General features: G+C 55.7%; 13 protein-coding genes. 9 read left to right on the top strand and 4 right to left on the bottom strand.

Annotated features, from left to right (window positions below; genetic code table 11):
* Positions 1–3: 3 nt before the first annotated feature.
* Complete coding sequence (locus P0120_01720; protein ID MDF0673048.1) at positions 4–1,803, bottom strand: HEAT repeat domain-containing protein; 1,800 nt, start codon at positions 1,801–1,803, stop codon at positions 4–6.
* Positions 1,804–1,935: 132 nt separating this feature from the next.
* Here P0120_01720 and P0120_01715 point away from each other — a divergent pair, with 132 nt between their 5' ends.
* The 9 genes from P0120_01715 (at position 1,936) to P0120_01675 (ending at position 10,587) form a co-directional block, all read left to right on the top strand.
* The gene (locus P0120_01715; protein MDF0673047.1) at positions 1,936–2,574 is read left to right on the top strand and encodes a GDSL-type esterase/lipase family protein; all 639 of its coding nucleotides are present in this window, start codon (positions 1,936–1,938) and stop codon (positions 2,572–2,574) included.
* Positions 2,571–2,894, top strand: a complete 324-nt coding sequence (locus P0120_01710; protein MDF0673046.1) for a thioredoxin domain-containing protein — start codon at positions 2,571–2,573, stop codon at positions 2,892–2,894. The genes P0120_01715 and P0120_01710 overlap by 4 nt, the downstream gene beginning before the upstream one ends.
* A gap of 441 nt (positions 2,895–3,335) precedes the next feature.
* The gene (locus tag P0120_01705; GenBank protein MDF0673045.1) at positions 3,336–4,211 is read left to right on the top strand and encodes a S8 family serine peptidase; all 876 of its coding nucleotides are present in this window, start codon (positions 3,336–3,338) and stop codon (positions 4,209–4,211) included.
* Positions 4,212–4,216: 5 nt separating this feature from the next.
* Positions 4,217–4,435 (top strand): hypothetical protein, encoded by a 219-nt coding sequence (locus P0120_01700; protein MDF0673044.1) that lies wholly within the window; start codon positions 4,217–4,219, stop codon positions 4,433–4,435.
* A 64-nt stretch (positions 4,436–4,499) separates the two neighbouring features.
* The gene (locus tag P0120_01695) at positions 4,500–5,441 is read left to right on the top strand and encodes a hypothetical protein (protein MDF0673043.1); all 942 of its coding nucleotides are present in this window, start codon (positions 4,500–4,502) and stop codon (positions 5,439–5,441) included.
* Positions 5,442–6,161: 720 nt separating this feature from the next.
* Entirely contained in the window at positions 6,162–7,052 is an 891-nt protein-coding gene (locus P0120_01690) for a poly-gamma-glutamate hydrolase family protein (GenBank protein MDF0673042.1), read from the top strand.
* Between the two features lie 2,115 nt (positions 7,053–9,167).
* Positions 9,168–9,770, top strand: a complete 603-nt coding sequence (locus tag P0120_01685) for a hypothetical protein (GenBank protein ID MDF0673041.1) — start codon at positions 9,168–9,170, stop codon at positions 9,768–9,770.
* Between the two features lie 133 nt (positions 9,771–9,903).
* Positions 9,904–10,287: a poly-gamma-glutamate hydrolase family protein gene (locus P0120_01680; GenBank protein MDF0673040.1), complete on the top strand. Its 384-nt coding sequence runs from the start codon at positions 9,904–9,906 to the stop codon at positions 10,285–10,287.
* Between the two features lie 12 nt (positions 10,288–10,299).
* A complete protein-coding gene (locus P0120_01675) occupies positions 10,300–10,587 on the top strand; it encodes a hypothetical protein (GenBank protein ID MDF0673039.1) in 288 nt (95 codons plus the stop codon).
* Between the two features lie 480 nt (positions 10,588–11,067).
* On the opposite strand, the gene zwf is transcribed toward P0120_01675, so the two are convergent.
* From zwf to P0120_01660, 3 genes are all read right to left on the bottom strand, one after another.
* On the bottom strand, positions 11,068–12,615 hold the full coding sequence (gene zwf, locus P0120_01670) for a glucose-6-phosphate dehydrogenase (GenBank protein MDF0673038.1): 1,548 nt from the start codon (positions 12,613–12,615) through the stop codon (positions 11,068–11,070).
* Between the two features lie 28 nt (positions 12,616–12,643).
* Complete coding sequence (gene gnd, locus P0120_01665; protein ID MDF0673037.1) at positions 12,644–13,537, bottom strand: decarboxylating 6-phosphogluconate dehydrogenase; 894 nt, start codon at positions 13,535–13,537, stop codon at positions 12,644–12,646.
* 133 nt (positions 13,538–13,670) lie between these two features.
* Positions 13,671–14,453, bottom strand: a complete 783-nt coding sequence (locus P0120_01660; protein ID MDF0673036.1) for a hypothetical protein — start codon at positions 14,451–14,453, stop codon at positions 13,671–13,673.
* Between the last annotated feature and the right edge of the window lie 11 nt (positions 14,454–14,464).

Genomic DNA, 14,464 nt, shown 5'->3' with positions numbered 1-14,464 from the left:
TTCCTAGTGTGGTGCCCCGGTGGACGGGATGCCGCGTTGTAGCCGTTGAGCTTGCGACAATGCCGCGGCGCACGCCTGACGAACAGCGGCGCTTCCCTTTTTGACTCCCAGTGAGAGAGCCTCGATCGCGGCAGGGGTGGCGAGCTTCCCGAGCGTTTCTGCTCCGAGGACCGCCAACTCTTCTTTTTTCCTCCGATTCATCCAGGCCCATTCGGTCATCAGGTCTTGCCAATAGGGAACTGCTTCGTCGCCGCATGTGGCGCGGACAGCCTGAAAGATCGCTCGGCGTTCACTGATGGGGCGATCCATGAACCCTTCTTCCGACAGAAGAGGAGACCAAAGGGAGAAGGGAACGGTGTACTGGCCGGACATGAGCAGCTTGAGCGAGGCAAAGCGGACCCCTTCGTCTTCATCGGTCGAGAGGGAGACGAGTTTCGTGCCATTGCCGTTGGGTCGGAACAAGCCGAGAGCACGGACCACTTCGCGACGAACCTGCGCATCGGGATACCGGATCAATTTTTCGACCGGATCGGCGAACTTGGGGTTATTCCACTTGATGAGGATCGAAAGCAGACTACGAACATACCCAGGCCTTCGATCCGATAGTCCTCGTAACAACGGATCCGGGTGATCCGTCGCCAAGACCGCGAGGGCCTCCGACACAATGGCTTGGTGGACCGGTGATGTGACGTTCGCAAGAAGCGAACAGAGCGAAGGGACGGCATCCGTTTTCATCAGCAGCAGGATGGTGGACAGTCCTTTCACGTCGGCGTTGGGGCTCCGGTTGAGATAGGTCTCGATCATCTTCACCCGTTCAGAACGGCCGAGTCCATTGAGGAGCGAGGCCAACTGTTGCTTGTGTTCCTCGTCCAGATCAGGCCGCACGGCATCCGTTTCGTGGAGGAGGCTTAAGACGTTCTCCAGCACCGTCCATTTGCCTTCGCGAAGAAGGGAGTCCACGACGTGGCCCCACAGATTGAAGAGTTTCGTCAGCAACGCCGGAGACTGTTCTGATGCGAGGATCGCGGTCAGCATGTCCAGGATGTACATGAGACTATCCTGTTTTCGCTCTGCCTCGATTTCTTGCGCCAGGGCGGCAAGCTCTTCTTCCGTGACCTCATAGCCCGCAAGTCCGGACTGGAAACGGTTCTTGGCGTTCCCGGAACCTCCACCCTCGGAATCGGTTCCCGCTCCGCTGCGCTTTTTGCGTTCCCGTTCTCGATCCAGCAATTCTCTGAGCGTCGAATCCGACGAACTCATGGTTCCGTCGAGGCGGATAAAGGCGTCGTTACCTGTTGAAAAGTTTGAGAGTTCCTCCGCCGTCACGAGAGTGATCGTCGACAGACTCCGAGACCAAAGGCGGGTGACGATATCATCGTCGTCTTCATTCGAGTCGACGTCGCTCCATAAGGAGGTGAGGAAAAGCGACAGATCCTCCTGTGTGAGACCTTGGTGTAGGACAAGTTCTCGGATGCCGTCGGCGTAGAGTTTGAAGGCGATGCTCTCGCTTCCTCCATCCTTTTCCGCTTGGTACACGACATAGTCCTTGCACATCAATTCGGACCGTTGAACGAGGAAAGCCAATTTTGAATGAGCCTCGAGGTGGTGGGTCAATTCTTCGAACAGCTGCTGCGTAAATTTCTGGGCAACGGGATTCGTTGAGCCGTACGTTCGGTTCGATTTGGCCGTCTTATCCAGCAGTTTGAGGACACGTTTGACGGAGACAATCTCCGGGTCTTCAGCGGCGCGAGCGGCGACTGCGGCGGCCATCATTTCTTGAGCCGTTTTGAGGTCCGTCGTCATACGTAAGACCTACCGGCAGATCACCACTTCGTCAAGAATATCGAGGTTCTTTGCAATCGTTCTACCCTGGATATGCGTGATTCGCGGCTTGTTTGTCACGGGAGGCATCGGTAGAATCGATGCCGCAACAATATGAGTAGAACTCCACTCGTCATCTGTTTCGGCGATAGCCTGACGGCGGGATTCCAGTCGCCGACCAGAGACTATCCGACCGGACGAGAGACTCCATACGGGCAATTTCTGCAATCTTTTTTAGGCCCTTCGGGGCAAGTTCGCATCTCTGGGGTCTGCGGTGAGTTGACTGGCGAAATGGTCATGCGATACCGGCGCGATGTGCTCGATCATCGGCCGAGCTATGTGCCGATTCTCGGGGGGACCAACGATCTGGGATGGAATGCGCCTCCGTCGGAAATCATGCGCAATCTGGCCACGATGTACGAGCAAACGCTCGCGATAGGAGCTATGCCCATTCCGGTGACGGTTCCTTCGATCAGGGTAGAGAATGGTTCAGGCGGCACGGTAAGCCAAGAGTGGATCTCCGAGCATCTCGACCGCCGAATCCGATTGAACAGGCTTATCCAAGAGTACGCCTACTCCAATGGCTTTGCCTGCGTCGATCTTTTCGCAGCCACCGTGGATCCTGAGAGCGGCCAGTTGGCGGAGACGTACTCGAACGACGGGATTCACCTGACCACCGCTGGGTATCGGCTATTGGCCGAGCGTGTGGCGCACATCCTGAAGCCGCTGCTGGGGCAAGGCAGGCAACCATGAGTTGCAGGCTCCAACCCGTCACTGACCGGGAGTTTGATGAGGTGGTTTCGGTAAGCACCGTCCCTGTGTTGGTGGAATTTTGGAAACCAAGCTGCAGTCATTGCCGGACCTTGATGGCGGAGCTCGAACGCTTGCAAGCCGACCTGGGATCGAACCTCCTTATTCTCACGATGAACGTGGACGAAAATTTTCAGATTCCTTCTGAACTGGAAGTCTCGTCGCTTCCCGCACTAGCGTTATATCGCAACGGTGAATTTGTAAAATTTATCGGAGGGCTCGGAAAAAAGAATGAGATAGTGAAACAGATTGAGAGCGAGTGAAATCCACTGACGACATCGGGCTCAAGAAACCCCTCATGAGCCTGGTGTCGGCCAAAACAATCCGCACTGTTGCTGGTAATCCGGATGGATACGTAATTATGCCCAATCAGATTCGCGCGACTCCGCACAGACCGCCCGCTGCTCCCGAAACGATATAAAGAAGAACATGTATCTGATGAGATACGTACTGTATCTGATAAGATTCGCCTGAATCCACACAGGCCGCATACTGCTTCGCGAAACCATATGAAAAACCAAGAAGGCCAGTTTGTTGGGACAGAGGCATAACAAATGCCTGCACAGGATGTGTAGCTGAAATGGTTACCTGCAGGAGCCGAGAAGACCAACAGCCCGCAATTATGATCAACTTCACAGTAGGAATGCTTTCATACAAGCAACGGGAACGATACAAGGTCGGCTGTACAACGAGGACAGTTCCTGATGGACCCTTTGAACTTAGTCCAGCTCACTGCGTTGATGGAGCGCACGAGTGGGAGTCCGAATGTACAGATCGGGCTCATCGATGGCCCGGTTCTGACTCACCACCCCGATCTCGCCAGTGACCATCTCCGTGAAGTTGCTGGACATAACGGAGGGACTTGCATTCAGGCCAAGAGCACCGCCTGTCTACATGGCACCTTCATCGCCGGCATTCTCTCTGCCAAGCGGAGTTCCTCAGCCCCCGCCATTTGCCCCGGCTGCACCATCCTGGTCCGTCCCATTTTCACCGAGATGACCTCCGGGCGTGAGCACATGCCCACCGCAACGCCCGGGGAACTTGCGGCGGCGGTGATGGAGTGCATCGACGCCGGCGCGCAAGTCATCAACTTGAGCCTGGCCCTTGCGCAACCTTCCACCAAAGGGGAACAGGCGTTGGAAGAGACGCTTAACCACGCTGCTAGACGTGGGGTCCTCGTCGTTGCCGCTGCAGGCAATCAAAGCACGCTCGGCAGCTCTGCGATCACCCGCCATCCCTGGGTCATCCCAGTGGTTGCATGTGACCAAATCGGTAGACCCATAAGCGAGTCGAATCTTGGTAGCTCCATCGGCAAGCATGGGCTCTCTGCTCCTGGCGATGCCGTGACTAGCCTCGGAAGTGAGGGCCAACCCCTCACACTTGGAGGCACAAGTGTGGCGGTGCCCTTTGTCACCGGAGCCATCGCACTCTTGTGGTCGGAATTTCCTGCTGCGAACGCGGCGCAGATCAAGGTGGCCGTCACGCAAGCCCATCAACCGCGCCGAACATCAGTGGTCCCGCCGCTGCTCGACGCCGCTTCGACCTACCACGCTCTATCTATCACGAATGCACGGAGGTGAATCTCATGACAACGACACACGAACGCCATGATTCTCCAAACCAACGTGAAGAGACTCCGCACCGAGTGCGCCTCCCCGGGTTTATCTCCGACGAGGAGATCGGCTTGGGCGATGTGGTCAAGCGGGCCACGTCGTACATCGGGATCAAGCCCTGTGGCGGTTGCCAGCAACGGGCCGCCGCGCTCAACCGCTGGATGGTCTTTACGAAAGGACGGTCACGATAGGAGATTGCAGATATTCGAAATCTCAGGTCAATCACGTTCACACCTATGAGGAAGGAGACAGCCGATGAACGAATCAACTCACACGACGGCTCAGGCGATCGAACAACCGGACCCACCGATCAAAGCTCATGACGTGCGGCCGGCTGCACCAGCCCCTGAAGTCCGTAATAGCAACAGCGCGATCGCACCGCAAGCGGGCTGCGCCACCTGTGGCGGAGCAGCGGGTATGCCCGGGAAGCCCTCGTATGTCTACGCGATCGGCCGGGTCGAAGCCCGCTTCCCGAACCTCGCGGCAGAGAAGGAATTTGCTCAGGCGACGGGACGTACAGACACGGCTGGGAAGACCGATCAACAGACCTTCCATGCCGTCCTGTCCAAGCGCGAACACCGGTATCTGGTGCGTCAACTCTGCTGGGTTCTGACTGTTCAAGGGTTGGAGACCTATCTGTTGGTGCCTCGCGATCCGGCGGATATTGATTTGCTGGTGGAAGCCATCCGGCCGGCTCCGAGTCCCCACGACATCGATGTCGTCATCGGCATGCGTGGTCCCATCGCGCCGCCGGAAATGTGTAACGGACTGATGGTGCCGATCGTCGCCTTCGACCAGATCTATTCCTTCAATCGTGACGCACTCATCAAGGCCATTCCCAAGCCGGAAAAGACAAAGGCCGAAGAGTTCGCCCCGGCCGCTGAGGAACTGTTCAACCGCGTGATCCAACTGACCGACAACGCCGGCGCGACCGACGAGCACCGAGCCTTGAACTATTTGGCCATGCGGTATCACGCCATCTATGCCAAAGCCGCAGAACAGTTTGCGAAGGACTGTTCACTCAGCGGAGTGGAAGTCCGTCCCTCGCCCCTGAGCGGCACGCGCAACATCGTCGATGTGATCTTTGCCTATACCAACCGCAATACCGATTACACGGAGAAGTGTTGTGTCCGCTGCGACGTGACGGAGGAATTTCCGTTCCTGGTGACGAAAATGGGACCGTACTATGACCGATGAACCTGACTGACGGAAAGGAGATGTCAGATGAGCGCCATGAATATGCCGGGGTTTACTGCGGATCAATCAGTTTATAAGACGAATGGATCTTATCGGCTTTCAGCCGGAAACGCTGACGGTATCGTTTCGCCACCGGGTTTTGTACAGCCCATGCAGCTACAGACGCCCAGCCCCGGTGGAGCGTTTCCGCCCAGGTGCTTTGACTGCTTCCCCAATCCAAGCTCTGTGACCGGGTGCTCCCAGTTGTGTATGAGCCGTTTCCCTTTCCGGATATTTTTGCGTAACTGTGTGGGGTGCGAGGCACAAGTCTGCGGAGGCATCGCGGGAATACCTTGTCCTGATGCCAGCCAATATTGCGATTTCGGAATCGGGAACTGCAGGGTCGCGGATGCGCAAGGCACCTGCAAGACCAGGCCGGAGATTTGCCCATTAATATTCAACCCAGTTTGCGGTTGCGACGGCAAAACTTATGGGAATGCATGTGCGGCGGCGGCGGCCGGTGTTTCCATCGATCACCTGGGCAGATGCAGTGGCGGTGATGGCGTGCTTCAGTGAACTGACTCCCACAGCCCTGTACGTTTTTGTAGTTGAGTTATGCCGTAGTCGAGCATGTCTAGTCACACGGGCAATAGGGGTACGGATAATGGTGCTTACCGTACTCAGGGTTGAGCTTCGTTGGCGGCGACTTAACGAGCACGTCTAGCATGACGAGGTTGTCTCATGGCTACCTATGACGCATCGATCAAAAAAGCTCTAGATCCCGAGCAGGATGATCTCATCAAACGCAAGGAACATTGCTCGGCCGATCGCGAAAAACTCGAGACCGTTGGGCGGCTGCTCGGGCATCAGGTTCGGATCAAACGCAACAACCAGGAGTACGGGCTGTACACGGTTTCCCAGGTCCGCCAGGAGAACCAGGATAGGATCGTTCGCATGGGCGAAGGCGGCCGGGAGCGGCTTGGTATTATTGCCGAGTTTAGCGCGACACTCGACCCGCAAGTGCCACGTCCGACCCTGGACGACTCCGAAGCCGAAGCCCAGGGTGAATTTGTCGAGCGGCTCGACGACAATGGCTGGCACAACGGGCTCATTGCCATCGCACCCCACGGCGGGGATATCGAGCCGAACACCGACCTGCAGGCCGAGCATGTCGCATCGCAGCTGGCGGCCAAGGGTGTCAGCTCGTGGCGGTGCAAGGGCTGGCATCCCAACGGCGCTTTTGAACACTGGCACATCACCTCGACCGATATCCACGAGGCGTGCTTTCCGCTTCTCAACTCAGTCATCTCTCGCGGCTTCAGATATGCCGTCGCCTTTCATGGGTTCGAGGACAGAGATCAAGACGATATCCTCGTCGGCGGCCTCGCACCCGATGCCCTGAAGGAGAAGATCAAGGCAGCCATCGAAGACGTCGTCCGTCCGGATTTCACAGTGAGGATCACGCAGCCGAGTGATCAGGTCGGCGGCGACGACAAGCGGAACATCGTGAACAGGCTCACGGCCGGCGGCGCGAATGGCATACAGATCGAGCAGAAGGAGGCTCCGCGGAGAGGAGAAAAAGGACTGGCCATCGCCGAGGCCGTTGCCAAGGTCTACGCCTCCGAGCTCTAACTACGCATGATAACGAGAGAACCATCAGCCAGCCAGGAGGAGACAAGACGCGATGTCACTCTGATCATACCGACCGCAATACCGATTTCACCGAAAAGGTCTTCGTCCGCGTCGATGTGACGGAAGAGTTTCCGTTTCTGGTCACCAAGGTGGGACCGTACTATGACCGGTAGGCTGAAATAGGAGGTGGGTCATGAGCATGCCAGGATTTACAGCTGACGAATCAGTCTATTCGGTGGCCGATCATTACATAAGCCCCACTGTGAGAATAGCGGAGGGCGAAGTAGTACATCCACAACTGGTTTTGGCGCCCTGGACTCCCTGTTCGTGGCTATTCTTTTGTTGCACTGAATTCGGAGATCAGTCGTGCTGCAAAAGGTGGTGCTTGCAATGTGTTCCAGAATGATTACGAATTCTTAATGAGCGAGCGTAGCTCGGATACGTGTAGCCTGGATGAAGCGCCAGCGAAATACGGGAATTCGGCTCTCCCAGATTCCGCAAATCTCCAAGCTCCATGCGGGCTACTTGATAAGACCGCTAATCCTACAAAGGATGGGAGATACGCATTATGAACATGCCGGGATTTACCGCCAGCGTTTCACTCTATCAAACGGGCAGGCACTATCGGGCTATAGCTACAGGGGGGTACAACGGCGGGGAGCAAAGAGTTGTTTCTCAGCTTTCCATTAATCGGTTTGATGGAACGAGTAGTGCCGGGGTTCTTGGTGATATCGGCGGATGGCTTTGTAGATTTTGGTGCAACAGTGCTTACTCAGTGTGTCTGGACGGTTGCGAAGGTACGTGGGACAATCCAAAACCATCCTTGAACTGTGTGATTTGCGATGAGAAACATAGGGCATGTCTGGAAGCGTGCGGTTGAGTAGGGACCGGCACGTATTTGCCCTTTGTGCACGTCGATGTGAGCGTGATCAAGCTGTCGCCGCACTACGACCGTTGATCCGACTTTTGGGGGTGTACCATGAACATGCCAGGATTTAGCGCAGAGGTTTCAGCGTACCGAGCGAGCAACACCTATTGTGGTGCTTCCGGCGCTACGGGGGACATCCCATGGGCTACGGTTCGGCCGCAGCAAGGTGGTTTTGATTGTATAGGCACGTGCAGTGGTCTCGGATGCGCACCATTCTGCTTCGGTAGATTCGGAGTGGATGACCCTAAGCAAGACACTTGTCTCGCGCTTTGTGCCATACCTCTTATTGGTGTGTTCGCCGGCTGCGCATTCGCTTGCGAGCAGCGCCCGTCTCCCCCTTCACGCCCCCCATCCGGGCCTCCTCGACGTTGCGCTGGGGAGGGGGACTCATGTCCACCAGTTGGAACGTTGCAGTGTTGTGCGGGGCTTATCTGTAAAGATGGAAAGTGTGTCCGTAGACCACGGCCCTCAGGGACAGAGGAGCCGTGAAAGCGCAAGTTCCGCTGTGTCAATGAAGAGTGTGTCCATCAGAATCCGGTGGATGTTTGTACGAATGCGACTGTTTTCGCCGCTGCCGTCTAATTGGCTGTTATGCATAAACCTTGCGAGTTTGTGCTCGCACGAAGAAATGCTGACGGAGTGCTAACGATTGAGCGCTGAATGAACGTTAAAGGAGATATATCACATGAGTATGCCAGGATTTACTGCTGAAGCCTCCCTTTCGAGGACACCTTTGCATTATCATGCTGAGGCAACCGATCGTTTCCAAGAACCCTCAGGCGTGATGCCTCAGCAATTCGAGCACCCATCATTTACAATTTCTTGTTCGCCGTGTCTGCTTCGACACGTACCTGGATCATTCGATCCTTGGCGGTGGCTCGAGAGTTTGAGAACTTGCATCTACAAAGAAAATCCTTTTTCACCAGAGGGTGGATCTTACGTCTGTGGACCATGCGTTGAGCGGCGTTGCTCCCCGTTCCTCGCGGTGGATCGATTCCCTCTTTCCCTGAACCTGTTGCCCTAAACACGATGCTCGAATCAATAGTCGATTCGTGAATTCACTGCGAAGCTCGCCGGCCCGCGCTATCGGACAAACTGTGGGGCAGATAATGGGGTCTGGCATGACTATTGAGTTATCGTTTGCCTCGATGAGGCAGCGTGACACCAAATACTATCGGGAGGTTGTCATGAGCGAGGATTATTGGGATCGGCGGCGAAGACATCTGAATGAGGATCATAAATTTCGGAGAGCGCAATCGAAGAGAGACATTGAGATTGATAAGGGGAAAGCCATTATCGATCGACTTAGTGGCGAGATTAGCCGCCGTGAGCGTTCGGAAAAGTTGAAAGCACTTCTTGACAGGATGCATAAAGAAAAGATGTCTGTTTTAAAGGAGATCTCGGCGTGCTCTTCTTTACGCAAGGATAAATGGCGTGAGCATCTTAACAGCATCGATTTAATGCATCTTGGGGCCGATGCCGAGTTGAAGAATTTGTTGGACGAGGTGGAAAGAGAGAGAAGGCTATGGAGCAGCAAACCCTTCGGGCTTCCTGAATGGTGGAAGGGTCTAACCGAAGCAGAAAACCGGCTGCCAACTAGGCCTGAGTCCACTGACAAGAGAAGACCATCATCCACTCTCAATGCAGTCGAACTGGGATGGGAAAGAAAACAGCGAGCGAAGGCACTTGAAATGGAGCTGAAAGAGATCGCTCTCGCAGGGATCGTATCATCGCTTGGTTTGCTGATAAGCACCAGAAAATTATATGAATCGACTCGTTCAAATTTGTAGATTCTGCCAGGTGTGGGAACGGGCCAATAAATGGGTGTGGCATAGCTGTTGAGTTTACCTGGTGCATGACCATTCGTGGTGAAACGTGCCGTGCTTCGCATCCAAATCTTCTTACCGCGAAGGAGATCAACATATGGATAAGTATGGTTCCATGACGGAGTTGTACGCTGATCAAGACAACGTTGAAGGCACTACCTATGGAAAGCGGTGGCGGCGTCACGAGTGGGGTCAACTGGTGGAGGAACAAGTCACTGATAACACTGAAACACAAACGATCGTTATGGCCGTCCATGGGGGCGGGGTTGAGCCGGGCACGAGTGAGATTGCCCTGGCTGTTGCTGGCTATCACCCAGCCACGCTGCTGCCGATTACGGATGGCCAGGAGTTCCACGACTTTTGGCTTTTTGAAGGCTTGCTCCAAAACGGCAATGTCGCTCTCCATGCGACGGCGTCCAATTTAAGAGGTCCCGGTTCTTGGTTAGCAGGAAGGGAACGGACTAAGACTCATTATCTCTGAAAGGAGACCAAAATGAACACGATCAACATGCCTGGTTTCAGTGCCGAACGATCACTGCAGGCTGCGCAGGGGCGCTATCGCAGCGTCCAGTCAGTCGCTGTTCAGTCGGGCGTAGTCATCCCTGCGATTCCGAGGTGCGAAAACTGCGATTTCATTCTCGAGAATTGCGAGGCAAACGGCTGGAAGCCGCGTGCCGTTTGCAATGCCTGCAATTCGGGAAGATGTTATTCCGGCGAAGAGAATCCCGGCGGTCACTGCCGGTACGACCATGCTTCGGGCGGCATCATCTGCGACTTGTGAGGGCATTGCTTTGGCGGTGACGCATATTGCGGTATGGCAGGAGATTTTTGGTTTATAGGCGAATGCCACATGGATATCCGTGCTGGATGAGATGAACCGAAACAGCCGTATCGATCGGGATCATGAACCGTTGAATCTAGAAATAGGAGGTGTGAAATGACCATGCCAGGATTTAGTGCAGAATCATCACTTGGCCCAACTGAGGGACACTACCGGGTGAAAACCGTTCTCGAAACATTCTCCTCAGATGGCAGCGGACCAATTGCGCCACAATTTCGTTTCTCAGCGACATCGGATCCAGATTTGGGCGCATATTTGAGATGTATAGCAAATGGGGGGAGCGAGCTTGTTTGCCGCTTCTTTGGCGGACTTCCTCCCTTCACTATCGGTGGCCGTCTGATCAATCGCTGAGGAATGAGAAAGAGCAAGAGAGCGCTGCTGTAACGAGGGCGGACGGGGGTGCCGTTAGGGGAGAGCTTTTTACAGCACTCGCCAGGTGCGGCCATCGTTTTGGATCAGCCGATCCGCTTCCACCGGTCCCCAGGTCCCGGCTTGGTATTCGGGAAGCCATCGTTGTCCCGACTTGTCCCAGGCTTCGAGAATCTGGGTGATCCAGGCCCAGGAAGCTTCCACGGCATCGCGCCGCATGAAGCGGGACGCATCTCCGGCCATCACGTCGAGCAGGAGGCGCTCATAGGCCTCCGGAGAAGGTCGACCAAACACTTCCCCGTACTTAAAGTCCATTTCAACCGGATGGGTTTGCTCGCGGGTGCCAGGTACCCGTGAGACGATACGGAGTGTGAGCCCTTCTTCCGGTTGGATTTTCAACGCTAAGACGTTTGGAGCTTGAGGCGTCTGTCCGCCGGCATTGAAGAGGATCTGTGGAATTTCTTTGAATTGCACGGCGACTTCGCTGGCGCGCAGGGGCAACGCTTTCCCGGTCCGCAAGTAGAACGGCACCCCGGACCAGCGCCAGTTTTCCACGAAACATTTCACGGCTACATAAGTTTCGGTGGTGGAGTTCGGCTTGACTCCTTTTTCGCGGCGATAGCCCGGAACCGGCTTGCCATGTGCCGTCCCCTCCGTATATTGGGCTCGCACGGTGAACTTGTCCACATCCTTGGCCGTGATGGGCCGCAGGCAGCGAAGCACTTCCATCTTGGCGTTTCGCACCACGTCGGGATCAAGCGAGTACGGGGGTTCCATAGCGACCAAGCAAAGCAATTGAAGCATATGATTCTGGATCATGTCTCGTAGCGCGCCGGCTTCTTCGTAGTACGTGGCCCTGGTCCCCACGCCTTCGGCTTCGCTGACAGTGATCTGGACGTGGTCCACGTACTTGTAGTTCCAGATCGGCTCGAAGATGCTGTTGGCGAAACGTACGACCATGAGATTTTGGACCGTCTCTTTGCCCAAATAATGATCGATGCGGAAAATCTGTGATTCATCGAAGACGCGGCCCGTCACTTCGTTGATGGCTTGGGCAGAGGCGAGGTCACGCCCAACGGGTTTTTCGACGATGATGCGAGTATAGGGTGCACGAGAGTCGAGAGTACCTGCGAGACCTGACTGGGACAAGCCTTCACAGACGGATGTGAAGGAACTGGGGGGGATACTGAGATAGAAAATGCGATTCCCCGGTAGTTGGAATCTCCGCTCGAGATCCTCGGCTCGTTCCTTCAGTCGGGTATAGGTTTGTGCGTCGTCATTTCCTCCTGCCAGGTAAAACAGGTGCTGAGAAAAGGCGTTCCACGTCTCTTCGATTAAAGCCTGCCGGGAATGTTTGATCACGCCGTCTCGGACGGTGGTTCGAAATTCTTCATCGCTCATAGAGGTGCGGCCCAAGCCGAGCACGACGTAGTTCGACGGCAGCAATCCGTCGAGAAGGAGATTGTAAACGGCGGGGATAAGGCGTCTGCGGGCTAGATCTCCCGAGCCGCCGAAAATGACCAGGGTACAGGGCTCGATGGGTGACAGCGGTTCTTGGGCAGGACTGATGTCGATCCGTTGCGTATTCGTTAGAGCCATAGTAAGGAATATTCCTGAAATTCGGTCGTTATCGTCGGACGGCGTGACCACCGAAGGCGTTCCGCAGGGCCGCCAGCATCTTTTCGGCAAACGATTCTTCCTGCCGCGATCGAAACCGCGTGAAGAGCGCCGTGGTGAGGGTGGGAACCGGCACATCTTTCTCGATGGCATCGGCGATCATCCACCGGCCTTCTCCGGAGTCTTGAACATACCCTTTGAGCTTGTCCAGCTTTTGGTCGTCCTTGAGCGCGCCAGCGGCCAGTTCCAACAACCAGGATCGGACGACGCTCCCGTGCATCCACAAATCAGCCACGCGCGCGAGATCCAGCTTGTACTCGCTCTTCGACATCAACTCAAATCCTTCGGCATAGCCTTGCATCATGCTGTACTCAATGCCGTTGTGGACCATCTTCACATAATGCCCGGCACCGACCGCGCCGACGTGGGCCCAACCATTTTCAGGCGCCAGGGTCTTCAACACCGGCTCAAGCTGTTTGACGACTGCGTCTTCTCCGCCGACCATGAGACAATAGCCGACTTTCAGTCCCCAGATCCCTCCGCTGGTTCCCGCGTCGACATAGTGGATACCGTTTCTCTTCAGCTCGGCAGCACGCCGCACATCGTCGTGAAATCTCGTATTTCCACCGTCCACGATGGTGTCGCCGGATTGCAAAAGCGCAGCCACGGCCCGGATGGTTTCTTCGGTAGGGGCTCCGGACGGAACCATGATCCAGACGGCACGCGGAGCGCTGAGCTTACTGACAAGATCGGCAAGAGACGAGGAACCGATGCACCCCTGGCCTTCTGCCTGTGTGATCAAGTCGTTGGATCGATCATAGACCACGACGCGGTGTTGATCGCGCCGAAGGCGGGTCACCATATTCATCCCCATCTTGCCGAGTCCGATAAATCCCAGTTCCATGAGAGAGCTCCTTCGTTTGTCGCTTGTAACAGTCGATGCAGCCTCCATCGATCGATCTACAGGCTGGTACGGCTTCCTTCACCTTGCATGCGAAATACGTTTCTTACGCGGAGCAGCCGGTTGAAGACTCCGGTCAGTCGATACGAGGAGGATTCGGGACATCCTTAAAAATGAGATCGGCAAATTGCCGACCGAAGTTGAGCCGATCGGTGAGGGTGGCAGCCGTCAGAAATTGTCCGGCCAGGTCGGCGAGCGCCGGCTCGCGCGAAAACATGAACCGGTGGACATCCACCGGGGCGACCAACCAAAACCCTCTCAAACGAAAAAACGCCGAGATGCAATCCTCGTAAAACAGCATCAATAGGTAGTGGGCCGTTCCAGGCTTGTCCAGGAAGTCCTGCGTCTTGCCCAACAGGTGATAGCACTCGGCCTTGAGGCGAATTTGTTCATTGATTGAAGCCGGTGGCGGACCTTGGCGAAAGCGCTGGTGCACCTCTTCGATCAAATTCGCACAGATGCCGTCGTGATCGAAAAGAATTCTGCCTTTTCGAAGCAGCGAGGGGAGCCGAAGCGAGTAGGCGAGGTCTTCCTCGACGGAGTGGTGGCCATGGTAGCGAATATCCGCCATGCGATCGCCGACGCGGATGATTTCCTGGCTGTCGGCTTCTCCCTTGACGAGGGCGATCAGATCGATGTCGCTATGAGAAGTCACGGCCCTCCGAGCTCCCGATCCGACGAGTATGATGCCGACCAGATCACCGCCCCTTCGGCCTTTGATATGCCGCAGTGCGATGTCTAAACTGTCCTCAAACCCCGGGGGAGGCGGTGATTCCGGCTGCTCCGGCGGTTCCGGGACTTCGAGCAGCTCGGCATTCAGCTCTTCACGAGTGGGAGTGCTTGTCGTGGTGGAGTCCATACCTGTCTCTG

This window comes from Nitrospira sp. (assembly GCA_029194675.1).
In the GTDB taxonomy this organism is placed as follows: domain Bacteria; phylum Nitrospirota; class Nitrospiria; order Nitrospirales; family Nitrospiraceae; genus Nitrospira_D.
The sequence above is the reverse complement of the archived record's forward strand: the minus strand, read 5'-3'. Positions and strand labels throughout refer to the sequence as shown.

Bases quoted from the DNA above. Each gene is read 5' to 3' on its own strand.
- zwf (MDF0673038.1), bottom strand. From the start codon at position 12,615: ATGGCTCTAACGAATACGCAACGGATCGACATCAGTCCTGCCCAAGAA.
- gnd (MDF0673037.1), bottom strand. From the start codon at position 13,537: ATGGAACTGGGATTTATCGGACTCGGCAAGATGGGGATGAATATGGTG.
- P0120_01695 (MDF0673043.1), top strand. From the start codon at position 4,500: ATGAACGAATCAACTCACACGACGGCTCAGGCGATCGAACAACCGGAC.
- P0120_01715 (MDF0673047.1), top strand. From the start codon at position 1,936: ATGAGTAGAACTCCACTCGTCATCTGTTTCGGCGATAGCCTGACGGCG.
- P0120_01720 (MDF0673048.1), bottom strand. From the start codon at position 1,803: ATGACGACGGACCTCAAAACGGCTCAAGAAATGATGGCCGCCGCAGTC.
- P0120_01660 (MDF0673036.1), bottom strand. From the start codon at position 14,453: ATGGACTCCACCACGACAAGCACTCCCACTCGTGAAGAGCTGAATGCC.
- P0120_01705 (MDF0673045.1), top strand. From the start codon at position 3,336: ATGGACCCTTTGAACTTAGTCCAGCTCACTGCGTTGATGGAGCGCACG.
- P0120_01690 (MDF0673042.1), top strand. From the start codon at position 6,162: ATGGCTACCTATGACGCATCGATCAAAAAAGCTCTAGATCCCGAGCAG.
- P0120_01675 (MDF0673039.1), top strand. From the start codon at position 10,300: ATGAACACGATCAACATGCCTGGTTTCAGTGCCGAACGATCACTGCAG.
- P0120_01685 (MDF0673041.1), top strand. From the start codon at position 9,168: ATGAGCGAGGATTATTGGGATCGGCGGCGAAGACATCTGAATGAGGAT.
- P0120_01710 (MDF0673046.1), top strand. From the start codon at position 2,571: ATGAGTTGCAGGCTCCAACCCGTCACTGACCGGGAGTTTGATGAGGTG.
- P0120_01700 (MDF0673044.1), top strand. From the start codon at position 4,217: ATGACAACGACACACGAACGCCATGATTCTCCAAACCAACGTGAAGAG.
- P0120_01680 (MDF0673040.1), top strand. From the start codon at position 9,904: ATGGATAAGTATGGTTCCATGACGGAGTTGTACGCTGATCAAGACAAC.